Genomic DNA, 15,311 nt, shown 5'->3' on the forward strand with positions numbered 1-15,311 from the left:
GCTTACGTCCTGGTCCGTCGCTTGATGTCAGGCCTGGTCGTGCGAAATCCCTCGATCACGCCGCCGACGGCCTTCATGCAGGCCTCGATGTCAAAATCCTCGCCCCAGCATTTCTGTAGCACGAAGCCCTGGAAGATCGCGATGAGCACGCGTGCGACCGCGTCGGCGTCGAGGTCGCGCTTGATCAGGCCGTCATGCTGGCCGCGCTCGACCAGCGCCACGATCAGCGCGCGCGGCATGTCGATGCCTTCGACGACGCTGGTGCGGACGCGGCGGTTGCGCAGGGCCTCCGCCCAGCCGTGGATGCCGACGCGACGCCGCGCTTCGCCGGCGGGATCGGTGAGCCATTGCGCGTAGACGCGGATCAGTGCGTGGAGTCCTTCGATCGGATCACCCGATCCCTGCGCCACCGAGTTGAGCACGGCCTCGCGACGATGCCGGTCGTCGGCGAGCGCCTCGATCAAATCGTCCTTGCTCTGGAAGTAGAGATAGACCGCGCCGTGGCTCAAGCCCGACCGTTTGACGATGTCGGCCATGCCGGTCTGGTGGAAGCCTTGCTCGGCGAAGCAGGCGAGGGCCGCTTCGAGGATCTGCTGCCGCCTTCCTTCGCGTTGCTTGTCGCTGATCTTGGGCATTTTGGCCGTCCATAAATAACTGACAGATCGGTCGTTTTGACCGTTTGCTCGAGGCGGCAACTACAAAGCCGGGTATTAATAAAAAACGATCAGTCAGTCAGTTTTATTATCAAAGGCGATCTTGGTCAAGTCCAGACGGTCCGGAAACAGGAGGATCAAACCGTTGCCGGGGCCGTGGCTGAGGTGACGGCGGCCCGGCCCGCGATCGCGCGGCTAGAACAGCCGTCCGCCGTTCGGCACAGGCCTGCTCGGCTGCACCAGCACGACCTTGCCCTCGGCATCGGGGAAGCCGAGCGTCAACACCTCGGAGACGACCGGGCCGATCTGTCGCGGCGGGAAGTTCACGACGGCCGCGACCTGCTGCCCCACCAGCGTCTCGAGCGGATGATTTTCGGTGACCTGGGCCGAGCTCTTGCGCACGCCGATCGCGGGACCGAAGTCGATCCACAGCCGCCAGGCCGGCTTGCGTGCCTCCGGGAACGGTTTTGCATCGACGATGGTGCCGACGCGGATATCGACCGCGAGGAAGCTGTTGAAGTCGATGGTTGGCGACACGGCCGCGGCGGGATCGTGAGTGACGTGCATTGATGTATCCGTTCGGAGAGCGAGGTTCGTTCGCAATGTTGTCGCGCGAACCGGAGTTTCGTACAACGCTGCAGTCATCAAACGACGCATGCGCGAGGAAGGTCTTGCCCAACATCATCTACGGCATCAAGAACTGCGACACCATGAAGAAGGCACGCGCCTGGCTCGACACCCATGGCGTCGCCTACGAGTTCCACGACTACAAGGCGGCGGGCGTCGAGAAGGACAAGCTCAAGCAGTGGAGCGACAAGGCTGGCTGGGAGACGCTGCTCAATCGCGCCGGCACGACCTTCAAGAAGCTGCCGGATTCCGACAAGGAAGGCCTCACCGAGAAGAAGGCGCTGGCGCTGATGCTAACGCAACCATCGATGATCAAGCGGCCGGTGCTCGAAGTCGGCGGCAAGCTTCTGGTCGGCTTCAAGCCGGATATCTATGCCAAGGAAGTCAAGGCCAAGTAGGTCAAGGCCGAGTAGGTCGGCGCCAGATCGCGCTGGCCTCTAATTCAGCTCGACGATCTCGGTGGTGACGCCGGGCTGATCGGCGAACTCGACGACGTCGGCCGCAGCGATCCGGCCGGGAGCGCGATGGAAGAGATCGCGGTCGATCACTGCGCGCAATTTCGGGCGCGGCAGCGCGTCATTTCCGCGCATCAGATTCTTGATCTCGAAGCCGCCGTCTTCGCAGAACGTCTTGAGCGAGGCGATCACGTGGCAGACCTTGCCATCGGTCTGGAACGGCAGCAGCAGCCGTTCATAGGCAACCACGCGGCCGTAGACGTCGTCGACGTCGGCCACGCTGTAAACCGGAAGCCCGCGTGCCACGCATTCATGATAGATCGGCATCACGAAGGGTGCGAGGCGCGGCCCGATATAGTCGTCGAGCAGAACGCCCTTGCCGGTCTGTCCATAGGCGCGCGAGATGCGCGTGCCTTCGCTCTGGATGATGAGGCGCGGCGCCGGCGCCGAGATGTCGACGGTATAATAGATGAGATCGGACAGCTCTTCCTCGAGCCGCGCGGGCTGATACTCCCAGATCGCCGGCACCATCTGCCCGCGCGCATAAAGTCGCAGCCACGTGTTCAGGAGATCACGCTGCCTGATCGACTTGACGACAGAAGGAGCCGCGCTTGCAAAATCCAAGACAATATTCCCGACGCATAAAACCCGCGCATGATCCATGCGGCGGGAAAATTTTCTATGAAGGCTGGCGCGCGGGATGAAAGACCGTTAACGACGGCTTGATGACCGGTGCCTTGCGAACCGGGAGGCCGGGCAGGCGACATCAAAACGCGTCCGACTAAGGGAGCATAAGCCTCCCGGCCGGAGACCTGATCTGCTCAGCTTTCCGCCTTGCCTAACCCCCGTCACCTCCGGCATATTCCGCGCCCGGAGGCGACGTTCCGGGACAGGCTCCAAGGCCCCCGGAAAGCCGAAGTAACTAAGGACAGCCACGCGTATTGTGCGGGCAGGGGGAAATCTGTTTGGCCGATGAGTTCATTCTCGAAACGGAAGGCTTGACCAAGGAGTTCGCGGGCTTCTTCGCCGTCCGCGACGTTGCGCTCAAGGTTCGCCGTGGGAGCATTCACGCGTTGATCGGCCCGAACGGGGCGGGCAAGACGACGTGCTTCAATCTTTTGACCAAGTTCCTCAAACCGTCCGCCGGCAAAATTCTGTACAAGGGGCAGGACATCACGGCGATGGCGCCGGCCGATGTGGCGCGCCTGGGACTGGTCCGTTCATTCCAGATCTCGGCAGTGTTTCCGCATCTCACCGCGCTGGAAAACGTACGCGTCGCGCTTCAGCGCCAGCACGGCAGTTCCTTCGATTTCTGGCGCTCCAAGTCCGTGCTCAACCGCTTCAACGATCGCGCGCGTGAACTGTTGAACGATGTCGGCCTTAGCGAGTTTGCCAATACGCCCGCGGTCGAGATGGCCTACGGCCGCAAGCGCGCGCTCGAGATCGCAACGACGCTCGCGCTCGACCCCGAGATGATGTTGCTGGACGAGCCGATGGCCGGCATGGGCCACGAGGACATCGACAAGATCGCGGCGCTGATCAAGCGCATCTCGGCGAAATACACCATCCTGATGGTCGAGCATAATCTGAGCGTCGTGGCCAATCTCTCCGACATCATCACCGTGCTGACGCGCGGGCAGGTGCTGGCGCAGGGCCATTACAGCGAACTCACCAAGGACGAGCGCGTCAAGGAAGCCTATCTGGGAGCCGGTCATGCCTGAGACTGCAACCGCGGACGCTCCCGCAAAAGCCGCAACCGGCGGCAACATCCTCCAGGTCCGCAACCTGGAAGCATGGTACGGCGAGTCCCACATCCTGCACGGGATCAATTTCGACGTGAACGCGGGCGAGGTGGTTACGCTGCTCGGCCGCAACGGCGCCGGCAAGACGACCACGCTGAAGTCGATCATGGGCATCATCGGCAAGCGGACCGGCTCGGTGAAGTTCAACAACCAGGACATCATCAGCGCGACCTCCGACAAGATCGCGCGGATGGGCATCGCGTTCTGCCCGGAGGAACGCGGCATTTTCTCCAGTCTCGATGTGCGGGAGAATTTGTTGCTGCCGCCGGTGGTTCGCCCGGGTGGATTGCCGCTCGAGCAGATCTTCGATCTGTTTCCGAATCTGAAGGAACGTCTCAACAGCCAGGGCACCAAGCTCTCCGGCGGTGAGCAGCAGATGCTCGCGATCGCGCGCATCCTGCGCACCGGCGCGAGCTTCCTGATGCTGGACGAGCCGACCGAGGGCCTTGCGCCCGTCATCATCCAGCAGATCGGCCACACCATTGCACGGCTCAAGAAGGAGGGTTTTACCATCCTCCTGGTCGAGCAGAACTTCCGCTTCGCATCCACCGTCGCCGACCGTTATTACGTGGTCGAACACGGCAAGATCATTGACGGATTTTCCAATTCGGAGCTTGCCGCCAACATGGACAAGCTCCACACCTATCTCGGCGTCTAGAACGGCCAAGCGTCAAACGGCCAACAGAAAATTCACAAGGGAAGTAGCATGAAGACAAAGTCGATTGCATCGTTTCTGCTCGGCACGGCGTTGGCCGTGACCACCGCCGGCGTAGCCTTCGCGCAGGACAAGACCGTCAAGATCGGCGCACTGTCTGATCAGTCCGGCCTCTACGCAGACCTCGGCGGTCCCGGCTCGACGCTCGCCGCCCAGATGGCCGTTGAAGATTCCGGCCTTGCGGCGAAGGGCTGGAAGATCGACATCATCTCCGGCGATCACCAGAACAAGCCCGACATCGGCACTGCGATCGCGCGGCAATGGTTCGACGTCGAAAAAGTCGACGTTATCGTCGACGTGCCGAACTCCGGCGTGGCGCTTGCGGTCAACAACGTCGTCAAGGAGAAGAACGGCGTCTACATCAACTCCGGTGCGGCGACCTCGGACCTCACCAACGCGCAGTGCTCGCCCAACACCGTGCACTGGACCTACGACACCTACATGCTGGCCCACACCACGGGCCAGGCTCTGGTGAAGGCCGGTGGCGACAGCTGGTTCTTCCTGACCGCGGACTACGCCTTCGGTGCGGCGCTCGAGCGCGACACCACGGCCGTGGTCACCGCCAACGGCGGCAAGGTCGTCGGCGGCGTCAAGCATCCGCTCAACACGCCGGACTTCTCCTCGTTCCTGCTGCAGGCACAGGCTTCCAAGGCCAAGATCATCGGCCTTGCCAATGCCGGCGGCGACACCACCAACTCGATCAAGCAGGCGGCCGAGTTCGGCATCGTCAAGGGCGGACAGAAGCTCGCGGCGCTGCTGCTGTTCCTGACCGACGTCAAGGCGATTGGCCTCGAGACCGCGCAGGGCCTCAACTTCACTGAGACGTTCTATTGGGACATGGACGACAAGACCCGGGCCTTCTCCAAGCGCTTCTCCGACAAGATGAAGAACAACGCGCCGCCCACCATGGTGCAGGCCGGCGTCTATGCGGGCGTGCGTCACTATCTCAAGACGCTGGAAGCGCTCGGCGACAATCCCCATGACGGCGTCAAGGTCGTCGAGAAGATGAAGTCGTTGCCGACGGAGGACGACCTGTTCGGCAAGGGCGAGATCCAGCCGAACGGCCGCACCATCCACAGCGCCTACCTGTTCGAGGTGAAGAAGCCTTCGGAGTCCAAGGGGCCGTGGGACTTCTACAAGCTGGTCGGCACCGTGCCGGGCGACCAGGCTTTCACGCCGCTGTCCGAGAGCAAGTGCGCGCTCTTGAAGAAGTAAGATAACCGCCCGCAGGCCATCCGGCCTGCGGGCGATTTTCAGGGAACGCCGAAGGGACCGGGTGCGGGATCGATGCAGGCTCTTTACGCTCAGCTACTGGTGGGATTGATCAACGGCTCGTTCTACGCGCTGCTCAGTCTCGGGCTTGCCGTGATCTTCGGCATGCTCAACATCATCAATTTCGCCCATGGCGCGCTCTACATGATGGGCGCGTTCGTTGCCTATTTCCTGCTGAGCCTCGGCGGCATCAACTACTGGTGGGCGCTGCTGATCGCGCCGATCATTGTCGGCATCTTCGGCATGATCCTGGAGCGGACCATGCTGCAATGGCTGACCGGGCTCGACCACCTTTACGGCCTGCTCCTGACCTTCGGCATCGCGCTGATCGTGCAGGGCGTGTTCCAGAACTATTTCGGCTCCTCCGGTCTGCCTTATGCCATTCCGGACCAGCTCAAGGGCGGCATGAATCTCGGCTTCATGTTCCTGCCGATCTATCGCGGCTGGGTCGTCATCTTCTCGCTGGTGGTGTGTATCGCCACCTGGTTCCTGATCGAGAAGACGCGGCTCGGTGCTAACCTGCGCGCCGCCACTGAAAATCCGACGCTGGTGCGCGCTTTCGGCATCAACGTGCCGCGCATGATTACGCTGACCTACGGTCTTGGCGTCGGCCTTGCCGCGCTCGCCGGTGTGCTCTCGGCGCCGATCAACCAGGTGCGGCCGTTGATGGGCGCCGACCTCATCATCGTCGTGTTCGCGGTGGTCGTGATCGGCGGCATGGGATCGATCATGGGCTCCATCATCACCGGCTTTGCGCTCGGTGTGATCGAGGGCCTGACCAAGTATTTCTACCCCGAGGCCTCCAACACCGTCGTCTTCGTGCTGATGGTGCTGGTGCTCTTGGTGAAGCCAACGGGACTGACGGGAAGGGCGGCCTGATATGACAGCCTTGACGGACGACACGCTGCCGGTAACCCCGCGCGCGATGCGTGACGAGATGGTCGTGTTCGTGGTGATGGCGCTGCTGCTGGCGTCGGTGCCCTTCACGGGCGTCTATCCGTTCTTCGTGATGCAGGCGCTGTGCTTTGCGCTGCTTGCCTGCGCCTTCAACCTGCTGATCGGCTATGGCGGCCTGTTGTCGTTCGGCCACGCAATGTTCATGGGCACCGCCGGCTATTGCAGCGCGCACGCGCTGAAAGTGTGGGCGTTGCCGCCGGAGCTCGGCATCCTCGTCGGAATCGCCGCGGCGTTCGGGCTGTCGCTCATCACCGGCTATATCTCGATCCGCCGCCAGGGCATCTATTTCTCGATGATCACGCTGGCGCTGTCGCAGCTCCTGTACTTCATCTACCTCCAGGCGCCGTTCACCCATGGTGAGGACGGCATCCAGGGCATTCCGCAGGGGCGGATGTTCGGTTTGCTCGATCTCTCCAAGCCGACGGTGCTTTATTACGTCGTGCTGGTCGGCTTCCTCGCCGGCTTCCTGCTGATCTACCGCATCATCAACTCGCCGTTCGGTGAAGTGCTGAAGTCGATCCGCGAGAACGAGCCGCGCGCGATCTCGCTCGGCTACCGGACCGACCAATATAAATTCCTGGCTTTCGTCCTGTCCGGCACGCTGGCCGGCTTTGCCGGATCGCTGAAGGTGTTCGTGGCGCAGAATGCCTCGCTCACCGACGTGCACTGGACGATGTCGGGCGAGGTCGTGCTGATGACGCTGGTTGGCGGTCTCGGCACCATCTTCGGCCCCGTGGTTGGTGCCTTCGCGATCATCGCCATGCAGCAATATCTGGCGGGTTTTGGCCAATGGGTGACGGTGATCCAGGGCTCGATCTTCGTGGTCTGCGTGCTCACCTTCCGCCGCGGCGTCATCGGCGAAATCGCCCATTACTTCCGGCGCTCGCTATAAACCTTTGATATCGCACCAATTTCATTGGTGCGCGAATCCGGTGGATGATCCTGCTCCGCGGGCGTGAGATGACACGCGCGCGGAGCGGAAATGGTCTATGACAGTTTTGTGACGGCCTATTCGGGCCGGGCCATTTCCAACCGGTAGCCTATCCCCATGATGCGATGGTTTCGCGCTTTCCTGCCCAAGGAAGAACGGTTCTTCGACCTGTTCGACCGCCATGCACAGACCGTGATCCAGGGCTCGATCGCACTCCAGGGCATGCTCAACGGGGGCGAGGAGACGCCGGTCTACTGCCAGCGTGTCAACCAGTTCGAGAACGACGCCGACAACATCACCCGTGAGGTGCTGACGGCGGTGCGCCGTACCTTCATCACCCCCTTCGACCGTGGCGACATCAAAAATCTCATCACCTCGATGGACGATGCCATCGACCAGATGCAGCAGACGGCCAAGGCCGTGATGCTGTTCGAGGTCCGCACCTTCGAGCCGCCGATGCGGGAGATTGGCGGGCTCCTGATCGAATGCGCCAATCTCGTGGGGCGCGCGTTGCCGCTGATGCAGTCGATCGGCCCGAACGTCGCGATGCTGACCGCGATCACGGAAGAGCTGGGCAAGCTGGAGGGCCGGGTCGACGATCTCCACGACATTGGGCTGAAGGAGCTGTTTCTCAAGCACCGTGATGGCAGCGCGATGGATTTCATCGTCGGCGTCGAGATCTACGACCATCTCGAAAAGGTGGCCGACCGTTTCGACGACGTCGCGAACGAGATCAACAGCATCGTCATCGAGCAAGTTTAGGGCAGGGGTCGCGCCGTGGATGCTGCGCTCGGACTTCCTGTCCTCGTCGGCTTGATCGCCGTCGCGCTGCTGTTCGACTTCCTGAACGGCCTGCACGACGCCGCCAATTCGATCGCGACCATCGTGTCCACCCGCGTGCTGCGGCCGCAATTCGCGGTGCTCTGGGCCGCGTTCTTCAATTTCATCGCCTTCATGGTGTTCGGGCTGCATGTTGCCCAGACCATCGGCACCGGCATCATCGATCCCGCGGTCGTCGACGCCCAGGTGATCTTCGCGGCGCTCGTGGGTGCGATCGTCTGGAACCTGGTGACCTGGGGGCTGGGCATCCCGTCCTCCTCCTCGCATGCGCTGATCGGCGGTCTCGTCGGCGGCGGCATGGCCAAGGCGGGGATCTCGGCGGCGGTGTGGAGCGGCCTGTCCAAGGCGGTGCTTGCGATCGTGCTGTCGCCGCTGGTCGGCTTCCTGCTCGCGATGATGCTGGTCGCGATCGTGTCCTGGCTCTCGGTGCGCTCGACGCCGTTCGCTGTCGACCGCGCCTTCCGGATCCTGCAATTCGCCTCCGCCTCGCTCTATTCGCTTGGCCATGGCGGCAATGACGCCCAGAAGACCATGGGCATCATCGCCGTGCTGCTCTATTCGCAGGGGCATCTCGGCGGTGAATTCTCGGTACCGTTCTGGGTGGTGCTGTCCTGCCAGGCCGCGATGGCGCTGGGCACGCTGATGGGCGGCTGGCGCATCGTCCGCACCATGGGCCTGCGCATCACCAAGCTGACGCCAATGCAGGGCTTTTGCGCCGAAACCGGCGGCGCCGCGACGCTGTTCATGGCGACCTTCCTCGGCGTTCCCGTCTCGACCACCCACACCATTACCGGCGCGATCGTCGGCGTCGGCGCGGCCCGCCGCGTCTCGGCGGTGCGCTGGAACGTCGCGAGCTCGATCGTCTATGCCTGGGTGATCACGATCCCGGCCTCGGCCATTGTCGCGGCGCTGACCTGGTGGGCGGTCCAGATTTTCGTCAGGTGACGAATTTCAGCCCGGCGATGCCGGCGACGATCAGCCCGATGCTGGCGAGACGGAACGCGGTGGCCGGCTCGCCGAACAGGATGATACCAAGCGCGGCGGTACCGACCGCGCCGATGCCGGTCCAGACCGCATAGGCGGTTCCGACGGGCAGTGTTTTGAGAGCAAGTCCGAGCAGAATGACGCTGCCGGCCATCGCCACGAGCGTAATGACGGACGGAACAAGCTTGGTAAAGCCCTCGGTGTATTTCAGGCCGATCGCCCAGGTGATCTCGAGAAGACCGGCGACGAACAGGATGCTCCAGGCCATGACGACCCTCCATTCAAGGCAGGGTCGTCCCCGCGGGCTGATGAGGGGGGAGGCCGTCCTCCCCGAGAGCGGATATGGGGCTGGCCGAGGGGCTCCGCAATCACCACATGAGGCTTGATCAGGCCCATTTTCCCTGCCAAACGCTCCCGCCATGTCCGACATCGTCATATCAGCCGACTCGCCGGCCCGTTCCCCGCTTGCCACCGAAGTGGCGCGGCGGCGCACCTTCGCGATCATCTCCCACCCGGACGCGGGCAAGACCACGCTGACCGAGAAGCTGCTGCTGTTCGGCGGCGCCATCAATCTCGCCGGCCAAGTCAAGGCCAAGGGCGAGCGGCGCAACACCCGTTCGGACTGGATGAAGATCGAGCGTGAGCGCGGCATCTCGGTCGTGACCTCGGTCATGACGTTCGAGTTCGAGGGGCTCGTGTTCAATCTGCTGGACACGCCGGGCCACGAGGACTTTTCGGAGGACACCTACCGTACGCTCACGGCCGTCGATTCCGCCGTCATGGTGATCGACGCTGCCAAGGGCATCGAGGCGCGCACCCGAAAGCTGTTCGAAGTCTGCCGCCTGCGCGACATTCCGATCATCACCTTCATCAACAAGATGGACCGCGAGAGCCGCGACGTGTTCGAGCTGCTCGACGAGATCGAGAAGACGCTCGCGCTCGACACCACGCCGATGACCTGGCCGGTCGGCCGCGGCCGCGATTTCCTCGGCACCTATGACGTTGCCAATGGCGGCGTGCGTCTGCTCGAAGGCGGCGGCGCCAAGACCGGCGCTGCCCAGCAGATCGAGATCGCCGAGCTCGGCAAGCTCAACGCCAACCTCGATGTCGGCGCGGTCAAGGACGAGCTCGAACTCGTCACCGAGGCTTCGAAACCGTTCGAGCTCGCCGCGTTTCGCGAGGGCCATCTGACGCCGGTCTATTTCGGCAGCGCGCTGCGCAATTTCGGCGTCGGTGACCTCCTGGAAGGTCTCGGCAAGTTCGCGCCGGAGCCGCGCGCGCAGGAGAGCGACCAGCGCAAGATAGAGGCGACCGACCCGCGCATGAGCGCCTTCGTGTTCAAGATCCAGGCGAACATGGATCCGAACCACCGCGACCGCATTGCTTTTGCGCGCCTGTGCTCCGGCAAGCTCAGCCGCGGCATGAAGGCCAAGCTGGTGCGCACCGGCAAGAGCATGCCGCTGTCGAGCCCGCAATTCTTCTTCGCGCAGGACCGGTCGGTCGCGGACGAAGCCTTCGCCGGCGACGTCGTCGGCATTCCCAATCACGGCACGCTGCGCATCGGCGACACCCTGACCGAGGGCGAGGATTTCACCTTCGTCGGCGTACCGAGCTTCGCGCCGGAAATCGTCCGCCGCGTGCGTCTCACCGACGCGATGAAGGCGAAGAAGCTGAAGGAAGCGCTTCAGCAGATGTCCGAAGAGGGCGTTGTGCAAGTGTTCCGCCCGCGCGACGGCGCACCGGCGCTGGTCGGCGTGGTCGGCGCGCTCCAGCTTGACGTGCTGAAGGCACGGCTTGAGGCGGAATATTCGCTGCCCGTCGAGTTCGAGGTCAGCGAGTTCCAGCTCGCCCGCTGGGTCTCATCCGAAGATCGCAAGAAGCTCGACACTTTCATCGCCGCCAACACCTCGAGCATCGCCGACGATGTCGACGGCGATCCCGTGTATCTGGCGAGAAACGAGTTCTATCTCGGCTACGCCAGGGAACGCGCCGAGGGCATCGAGTTCACGAATGTCAAGGACGTCAAGAAGAAGGGGTAGGGGCCACACTCCGCTGTCATTCCCCGCGAAGGCGGGGAATCCAGTACGCCGCAGCCTCTCGATTCCATCACCGCCGTCTCGGAGTACTGGGTCGCCCGGTCGAGCCGGGCGACGACACCGGAGCCAAACGCGAGCATGTGAACAGCCGCAGGCTTGACGCGTTCATTGTCGATGCCACGTTGGTTCGTGTGACATTGTGAGCTCGCATCATGTGGCGCGGCATCCTGGTTTTTCTCCTGCTGGCGATATCGACGGTTGCCGCCGATGCGCAGCGCCGCCAGATCAATCCGATCCCGTTTTCGCATGAGCCGTGCAGCGTGCTCGACGGCCGGCCCTGCACGCCGTACTATTGCAGCCCGCTCGAGCCCGGCCCCTGCATTCCCGAGATCGATTATCCCTATGGTCAGAACCTCCAGCTCACGATCGAAACCGTGCCGGCGGAGGCTGATCGCGCCAAATATCAAAAGCCGGATCACGATCTCGATACGATTGGCGATCTCTTCGCCGAGCTGCGCACATGCTGGTCACCGCCATCGGACAATGCGCGCGCGGGCATGCAGATGGCGGTGCGCTTCAGCTTCAACAAGGCGGGCGGCATGATCGGTCCGCCGCAGCTGACCTATGCGACCGCGGGCGTCCCGGCCGATACCCGAACGACCTATCTCAATGCGATCAATTCATCGCTGAAAGCCTGCCTGCCGCTCAAATTCACCAGCGGCCTCGGCGGCGCTCTGGCCGGACGCCCGATCGCGATCCGCTATGTCGATAATCGCGAGCTTGGAAAATAGCTCTATCCCCGCATCTTGCGGACTGCGCTTGCGCGGGTCTCGCAGGATGAAGGCCGCGCTGTTGCAGACCCGAGCCTGCACGCCTCACCATGAGGCGTGAGAGTTGCGACCCGCGCCCAATCGATGATACGCCATGGGCGGGGGCGCTGGTTGAGGGGAGGATGTCGTGGGTCTGCTGGTCATGATCCTGGGGCTGATGCTGTTTTTTGCGGCCCATGTTTTCACAACGAAACGAGAGGCGCGCGCGCAGGCGATCGCGAGACTGGGCGAGGGGACCTACAAGATCCTCTATGCGGCCGTCTCGCTTGCGGGACTGGCGCTGATCATCTGGGGCTTTGCCCATTATCGCGCTGCCGGAATGATCCCGGTTTGGGAGCCGCCGGTCGCATTCAAGCACATTACAGTCGCGCTGATGCTGCCCGCTGTCATCCTGGTGGTGGCGTCCTACTTGCGCGGGCGCATCTATGCGACGCTGAAGCATCCGATGCTGGCGGGCATCAAATTGTGGGCGGCCGCGCATCTGCTCGCCAATGGTGATCTCGGCTCCATCATCCTGTTTGGCTCGTTCCTGGGCTGGGCCGTGTACGACCGCATCTCGCTGAAGCATCGCACCGATGGCGGCGGCCCGCCGATTCCGGTGGGCGGGGTCACCAATGATCTGATCGCCGTTGCAGTCGGTGTCGTCGCTTATCTCGCGCTGGCCTTCGCATTCCACCCGGTTGTGATCGGCGTTCCCGTCATGGGAGGCTGACGACAGCCGATCAGCGCAAGGCGGTTCCGCGCAGCCGTGCGCGGAACGTGACAAGCAACAGCCGAGGGCATCCCGATGGACTGGTCGCAATCTCAGATCCCGCCGATGCGGTTCGAGGCGCGCTTTGGCGATCGGGTGGTGCCGGCCTTCAGCGACCGGCCGGCGAGCCTGTGGGCGATGATCGCGGACGCTTGCGCCCGCAATCCGGATGGCGAAGCGCTGATCGCAGGCGATGTCCGGTTGAGCTGGCGACAGGCGGTGGAGCAGGCAGCGCGGATCGCGGCGGGCTTTCGCAAGCTCGGCCTGCAGCGCGGCGACCGGGTCGCGATCCTGCTCGGCAATCGTATCGAATTTCCGCTGCTGCTGTTTGCCGCCGCGCATGAGGGGCTGGTGACGGTGCTGCTCGGCACGCGCCAGCAGAAGCCCGAGATCGCCTATGTCCTCGCCGATTGCGGCGCCAAGATCCTTATCCATGAAGCGGGGCTCACCGGGCGGCTGCCCGATGCGCTTGATGTCCGCGCTGTCATCCACCGCATCGCCGTCGACAGCAATCAGGCCCTGTCGCGTTTCGCCGTGCTCGCCGACAACGTCCCGGCATCGGCGCCGGTCGAGATCGGCGAGGAGGACACCGCGATGATCCTCTACACCTCGGGCACGACGGGCAAGCCGAAGGGCGCGATGCTCGCCCATTGCAACATCGTCCATTCCTCGATGGTGTTCGTCTCCTGCCTGCAATTGACGGAAGCGGACCGCTCGATCGCGGCAGTGCCGCTCGGCCACGTCACCGGCGTCGTCGCCAACATCACGACCATGATCCGCTGCGGCGGCGCGCTGATCATCATGCCGGAGTTCAAGGCTGCCGATTATCTCAAGCTCGCCGCGCGCGAGCGCGTCACCTACACGGTGATGGTGCCGGCGATGTACAATCTCTGCCTGCTCCAGCCCAATTTCGAGGGCTACGATCTCTCGAGCTGGCGCATCGGTGGCTTTGGCGGCGCGCCGATGCCGGTCGCGACCATCGAGAAGCTCAAGGCGACGATTCCCGGCCTGAAGCTCGCGAACTGCTACGGCTCGACCGAGACGACGTCCCCCTCGACGATCATGCCGGGCGAGCTGACTGCAAGCCACATCGACAGTGTCGGCCTGCCGTGTCCCGGTGCCCGCATCGTCGCGATGGGAGCGGACGGGCGCGAGCTGCCTCATGGCGAGATCGGCGAGCTCTGGATCCAGAGCGCCTCCGTCATCAAGGGCTACTGGAATAACCCGAAGGCCACGGCCGAAAGCTTCACGGGCGGATTCTGGCATTCCGGCGATCTCGGCTCGGTCGACGCGGAGGGGTTTGTCCGCGTGTTCGACCGGCAGAAGGACATGATCAATCGCGGCGGCCTGAAGATCTATTCGGCCGAGGTCGAGTCCGTGCTGGCCGGCCACCCCGCCGTGGTCGAGAGCGCGATCATTGCCAAGGCCTGCCCGGTGCTGGGCGAGCGCGTCCACGCCGTGGTGGTGACGTGCGCCCCGGTGACCGGCGAGGCCTTGCGCGCCTGGTGCGCGGAGCGGCTGTCCGACTACAAGGTCCCCGAAACCATGGCGATCACCCCCGAGCCGCTGCCGCGCAATGCCAACGGCAAGGTGCTGAAGCGGCAGCTGCGGGAGCTCCTGGGAACCTGAGCCGGACAGGCCGGTCCGGGCTGTTCCGGGTGGTTAACGCCTTGATTGGGCTCGCTTTGCCTTGCCACCGCCATATCGTTAGGGTACCCCGCCGCCACGTGGGGGACGGGATTCCTGACGCGAACGCATTGGCGCGCGCACCCGGACGGGCATGGGATTAACATAAGTGTCTGAATTATTTGACGAAGTCGACGAGGAAGTACGTCGCGAACAGCTCAAGAAGCTGTGGGACAAGTATTCGATCGTCTTCATTGCCCTGATGGTGCTGATCGTGGCTGCTGTGGGCGGCTGGCGCGGCTACCAGTACCTGGAGGGCAAGAAGGCCGCCGAGGCCGGCGCCGCCTTCGAGAAGGCCGCTGAGCTGTCCGACCAGGACAAGCACGCGGAGGCCGAGGCCGCCTTCACCGCGCTCGCCGCCAAGGCTCCCTCGGGTTATCGCACCCTGGCGCGGCTACGTGCCGCGGCCGAGGCAGCGCCCCGCGATCCCAAGGCGGCCGCCAAGATGTTTGACGACATCGCCGCCGATCGCAGCATCGGTGGTGAGTGGCAGGATCTGGCGAAGATCCGCGCCGCCGGCTTGCTGGTCGACAGCGCGTCCTATGCCGACATGCAGCAGCGGCTGGAGTCCTCCGCCGCGCCCAAATCCACGTTCCGCCACAGCGCCCGCGAGTTGCTGGCGCTATCGGCCTGGCGCAACAACGACATGACCGCGGCCCGCAAATGGCTCGACGCGATTGCCGAGGACGGCGAAACGCCGCCCGGTTTGCGCTCACGCGCCGAGGCGCTCCAGGCCCTGCTGCCGCCCGTCGCCAAAAGCTGACCAAGAGCT

Annotated in this window: 17 protein-coding genes; 13 read left to right on the top strand and 4 right to left on the bottom strand. The window is 63.6% G+C overall.

Going from position 1 to position 15,311, the window contains the following annotated elements:
• Positions 1-2 precede the first annotated feature (2 nt).
• Positions 3-635 carry a TetR/AcrR family transcriptional regulator gene (locus tag J4G43_RS22745; protein ID WP_208086382.1) on the bottom strand — a complete coding sequence of 211 codons (633 nt, stop codon included), beginning with the start codon at positions 633-635 and terminating at the stop codon, positions 3-5.
• Positions 636-848: 213 nt separating this feature from the next.
• A complete protein-coding gene (locus J4G43_RS22750) occupies positions 849-1,220 on the bottom strand; it encodes a tRNA-binding protein (RefSeq protein ID WP_208086383.1) in 372 nt (123 codons plus the stop codon).
• Between the two features lie 104 nt (positions 1,221-1,324).
• Here J4G43_RS22750 and J4G43_RS22755 point away from each other — a divergent pair, with 104 nt between their 5' ends.
• The gene (locus J4G43_RS22755; RefSeq protein WP_208086384.1) at positions 1,325-1,678 is read left to right on the top strand and encodes an ArsC family reductase; all 354 of its coding nucleotides are present in this window, start codon (positions 1,325-1,327) and stop codon (positions 1,676-1,678) included.
• 39 nt (positions 1,679-1,717) lie between these two features.
• On the opposite strand, the gene J4G43_RS22760 is transcribed toward J4G43_RS22755, so the two are convergent.
• On the bottom strand, positions 1,718-2,398 hold the full coding sequence (locus tag J4G43_RS22760; RefSeq protein ID WP_208086385.1) for a PAS domain-containing protein: 681 nt from the start codon (positions 2,396-2,398) through the stop codon (positions 1,718-1,720).
• 302 nt (positions 2,399-2,700) lie between these two features.
• Between J4G43_RS22760 and J4G43_RS22765 the strand changes: the two genes are divergently transcribed.
• From J4G43_RS22765 to J4G43_RS22795, 7 genes are all read left to right on the top strand, one after another.
• Positions 2,701-3,456, top strand: a complete 756-nt coding sequence (locus J4G43_RS22765) for an ABC transporter ATP-binding protein (RefSeq protein ID WP_063983735.1) — start codon at positions 2,701-2,703, stop codon at positions 3,454-3,456.
• The gene (locus J4G43_RS22770; RefSeq protein ID WP_208086386.1) at positions 3,449-4,195 is read left to right on the top strand and encodes an ABC transporter ATP-binding protein; all 747 of its coding nucleotides are present in this window, start codon (positions 3,449-3,451) and stop codon (positions 4,193-4,195) included. Before J4G43_RS22765 ends, J4G43_RS22770 begins: the two co-directional genes overlap by 8 nt.
• A gap of 48 nt (positions 4,196-4,243) precedes the next feature.
• A complete protein-coding gene (locus J4G43_RS22775; RefSeq protein ID WP_208086387.1) occupies positions 4,244-5,467 on the top strand; it encodes an ABC transporter substrate-binding protein in 1,224 nt (407 codons plus the stop codon).
• 72 nt (positions 5,468-5,539) lie between these two features.
• A complete protein-coding gene (locus J4G43_RS22780; RefSeq protein ID WP_208086388.1) occupies positions 5,540-6,403 on the top strand; it encodes a branched-chain amino acid ABC transporter permease in 864 nt (287 codons plus the stop codon).
• Between the two features lies 1 nt (position 6,404).
• Positions 6,405-7,373 carry a branched-chain amino acid ABC transporter permease gene (locus J4G43_RS22785; RefSeq protein ID WP_085402820.1) on the top strand — a complete coding sequence of 323 codons (969 nt, stop codon included), beginning with the start codon at positions 6,405-6,407 and terminating at the stop codon, positions 7,371-7,373.
• A 156-nt stretch (positions 7,374-7,529) separates the two neighbouring features.
• The gene (locus J4G43_RS22790) at positions 7,530-8,174 is read left to right on the top strand and encodes a DUF47 domain-containing protein (RefSeq protein ID WP_014495845.1); all 645 of its coding nucleotides are present in this window, start codon (positions 7,530-7,532) and stop codon (positions 8,172-8,174) included.
• A 15-nt stretch (positions 8,175-8,189) separates the two neighbouring features.
• Positions 8,190-9,197, top strand: coding sequence for an inorganic phosphate transporter (locus J4G43_RS22795; RefSeq protein ID WP_008143644.1), 1,008 nt, complete (start codon positions 8,190-8,192; stop codon positions 9,195-9,197).
• Here the strand turns inward: J4G43_RS22795 and sugE are convergent.
• Entirely contained in the window at positions 9,190-9,504 is a 315-nt protein-coding gene (sugE, locus tag J4G43_RS22800; protein ID WP_208086389.1) for a quaternary ammonium compound efflux SMR transporter SugE, read from the bottom strand. The genes J4G43_RS22795 and sugE overlap by 8 nt on opposite strands.
• 151 nt (positions 9,505-9,655) lie before the next feature.
• Here sugE and J4G43_RS22805 point away from each other — a divergent pair, with 151 nt between their 5' ends.
• The 5 genes from J4G43_RS22805 to J4G43_RS22825 all read left to right on the top strand — a co-directional run bounded on the left by J4G43_RS22805 (position 9,656) and on the right by J4G43_RS22825 (position 15,302).
• On the top strand, positions 9,656-11,275 hold the full coding sequence (locus J4G43_RS22805) for a peptide chain release factor 3 (protein WP_208086390.1): 1,620 nt from the start codon (positions 9,656-9,658) through the stop codon (positions 11,273-11,275).
• A 209-nt stretch (positions 11,276-11,484) separates the two neighbouring features.
• Positions 11,485-12,063, top strand: coding sequence for a UCP034077 family protein (locus tag J4G43_RS22810; RefSeq protein WP_028149740.1), 579 nt, complete (start codon positions 11,485-11,487; stop codon positions 12,061-12,063).
• Between the two features lie 166 nt (positions 12,064-12,229).
• On the top strand, positions 12,230-12,814 hold the full coding sequence (locus J4G43_RS22815) for an NnrU family protein (protein ID WP_063983728.1): 585 nt from the start codon (positions 12,230-12,232) through the stop codon (positions 12,812-12,814).
• A 75-nt stretch (positions 12,815-12,889) separates the two neighbouring features.
• Entirely contained in the window at positions 12,890-14,482 is a 1,593-nt protein-coding gene (locus J4G43_RS22820) for a class I adenylate-forming enzyme family protein (protein WP_208086391.1), read from the top strand.
• Between the two features lie 166 nt (positions 14,483-14,648).
• A complete protein-coding gene (locus J4G43_RS22825) occupies positions 14,649-15,302 on the top strand; it encodes a tetratricopeptide repeat protein (RefSeq protein WP_063983726.1) in 654 nt (217 codons plus the stop codon).
• The last annotated feature ends 9 nt before the right edge of the window (positions 15,303-15,311 follow it).

It is taken from the genome of Bradyrhizobium barranii subsp. barranii, assembly GCF_017565645.3.
GTDB lineage: Bacteria > Pseudomonadota > Alphaproteobacteria > Rhizobiales > Xanthobacteraceae > Bradyrhizobium > Bradyrhizobium barranii.